Origin of the sequence: Mycobacterium sp., assembly GCF_008709575.1 — a bacterium.
GTDB lineage: Bacteria > Actinomycetota > Actinomycetes > Mycobacteriales > Mycobacteriaceae > Mycobacterium.
Genome location: NZ_VYIK01000335.1, coordinates 1 through 703, shown reverse-complemented (window position 1 = coordinate 703; position 703 = coordinate 1). Strand labels below are relative to the sequence as shown.

The window sequence follows — 703 nt, the reverse complement described above, 5'->3', positions numbered from 1 at the left end:
CCCGCGGCGCCCCGAAGTGCGCCGACCATAGGCAGGCGCGGGGTCAGGCTGCTGCCTGCGATCGGCAGGGACAGCGGGCCAACGCAGCGCGAGCGGGTGGTACGGCGTTTCGGCCGCATGTGCTGGCTGCGCGCGTGCGGTGTTTCTCGTCGAGCCCCCTGTCAGGATCGAACTGACGACCGCTCGCTTGCCAGGCGACTCAGCAACCGTGCGCCGGTGTTCGCCGGTGTTCGGCTCGGGCCAAAAAAAGGGGCGTTGAGCTGCAGCTAACCGTCCGGTTGTGTTCGCCGCTGTCCGTGGCCGTTGGCACCGAGTTGACCGCGAGTCGTGACAACGACGTGACAACGAGGGAATCGCGCCAGCAAAGTTCGCTCACAGCGAGCGAGAATAGATTATGACCGACCACGACCAGCCCAGCCGCCAGCCGCTGTTTTTGGTGTCCACCGAGGGCAAGACCGAGGACGAGATAGCCGAGGAGATCATGGCGCAGGTGCGTGCATACCGCGCTGCCCACGGCATCCCCGAGCCCGCGGAACCCGACGGTAACGGCGCGGACCGTGACGGCGAAGAATCGACGTGACCACCGATCTGGCTGGTCCGAAGAGCCCGAGCCGGGTCCGCCGCGCTGGCCACCGGTGCAGTGTTTTCCGTCGAGCCCCCTGTCAGGATCGAACTGACGACCGCTCGCTTACAAGGCGAGTGC

The 703-nt window shown here is 66.7% G+C and carries 1 protein-coding gene and 1 tRNA gene; one reads left to right on the top strand and one right to left on the bottom strand.

The window, feature by feature from the left end:
- Positions 1-152: 152 nt before the first annotated feature.
- Positions 153-254 (bottom strand) — tRNA-OTHER (locus F6Q13_RS18800).
- 140 nt (positions 255-394) lie between these two features.
- On the opposite strand from F6Q13_RS18800, the gene F6Q13_RS18795 reads away from it, so the two are divergent.
- The gene (locus F6Q13_RS18795; protein WP_293059750.1) at positions 395-580 is read left to right on the top strand and encodes a hypothetical protein; all 186 of its coding nucleotides are present in this window, start codon (positions 395-397) and stop codon (positions 578-580) included.
- Positions 581-703 lie beyond the last annotated feature (123 nt).

Excerpts from the sequence above, each read along its gene's own strand:
- F6Q13_RS18795 (WP_293059750.1), top strand. The coding sequence starts at position 395 with ATGACCGACCACGACCAGCCCAGCCGCCAGCCGCTGTTTTTGGTGTCC.